Source organism: Inquilinus sp. OTU3971, from assembly GCF_038440215.1.
The window spans coordinates 1-855 of sequence record NZ_JASATH010000426.1; the positions used below are offsets into that span (position 1 = coordinate 1).

Annotated in this window: 1 protein-coding gene and 1 pseudogene; one reads left to right on the forward strand and one right to left on the reverse strand. The window is 58.6% G+C overall.

Translation table 11 applies throughout. The annotated features are described in order from the left end of the window. Window positions 1–243 (forward strand): hypothetical protein (locus tag AAHM41_RS40255; protein ID WP_342242268.1); only part of this gene is annotated, 243 nt, incomplete at its 5' end. Here AAHM41_RS40255 and AAHM41_RS40260 read toward each other — a convergent pair. Beyond that, window positions 240–855: pseudogene (locus AAHM41_RS40260) on the reverse strand (hypothetical protein); the annotation flags it as partial. The gene AAHM41_RS40255 and the pseudogene AAHM41_RS40260 sit on opposite strands and share 4 nt — an antisense overlap.

The following is an 855-nucleotide window of genomic DNA, read 5'->3' on the forward strand; positions in this document are numbered from 1 at the left end:
CGGGTGATACCTGCGGCCGCGGACAGATCGGTAGCGCTGATCTGCCTCCTCGCGGCCGAAGAGCAGAGCACGCATCCCGGACAGCGATGGATGGGAAAAAGCAACCGCTCCGGTCAGTCCACGGCCGCCGCTACTTCCCATCCTAAAATAATAAACCAAGTGCGTAATGCATTGGAATGGTTGAATTTTTTCTATAAGTTATTCATCGCAGATTTGAAAACTATCGCGACATTCTCAGTTTAGCAATCATATTCGGACGTAACACCTTTCAGTTCGGATTTTGATCGGGTCCCAACTGGCATTCTCGCCTGCGAGGCCGGTAGCTCGGCTCCTTGAGCTTGCCGGATGGATTGGCCGGAAGTAGCGAGCAGGGTCCAGCCGCGCTGCGCAGCCTCCTTCAGGGCCTCGATGAGCTTGCCACTGCTTTTGGGCACGACGTCGTAGGCGTATTCATGGTCGCTGTCGGTATGGTGGACGATGAGACCGAAGCTGGGACGCGGGTTATTGATTGTTGTGTATTGCAACATGGCCTGGGCGCCATCGCTGTTGCCGAAACGGGTGATGGGCCGGCGGCCGATAGCGCGGGCATTGCGTCGACGGGGGCGTGCCCCGCCCGATCCCGGGAATGGTCCGCACCCGGTGCCTTTGCTTGCCGAGCGGCGCCTCAAGGCCTCAATGCCCATTCCTTGAGCTTTTTCGTTGCCGTGCCGTAAGAGACCGTTTGGAAATGCTACTGGTGCGGCCGTCTGACGGCGGTTTCTCCGCTTCCGGTGCTCACGGACCAATGTCCGCTGCGCTCCGGTTCTCGAAACCACCGCCAGCCGACTCACACCAGCGCATTTCGAAACGGTCTCT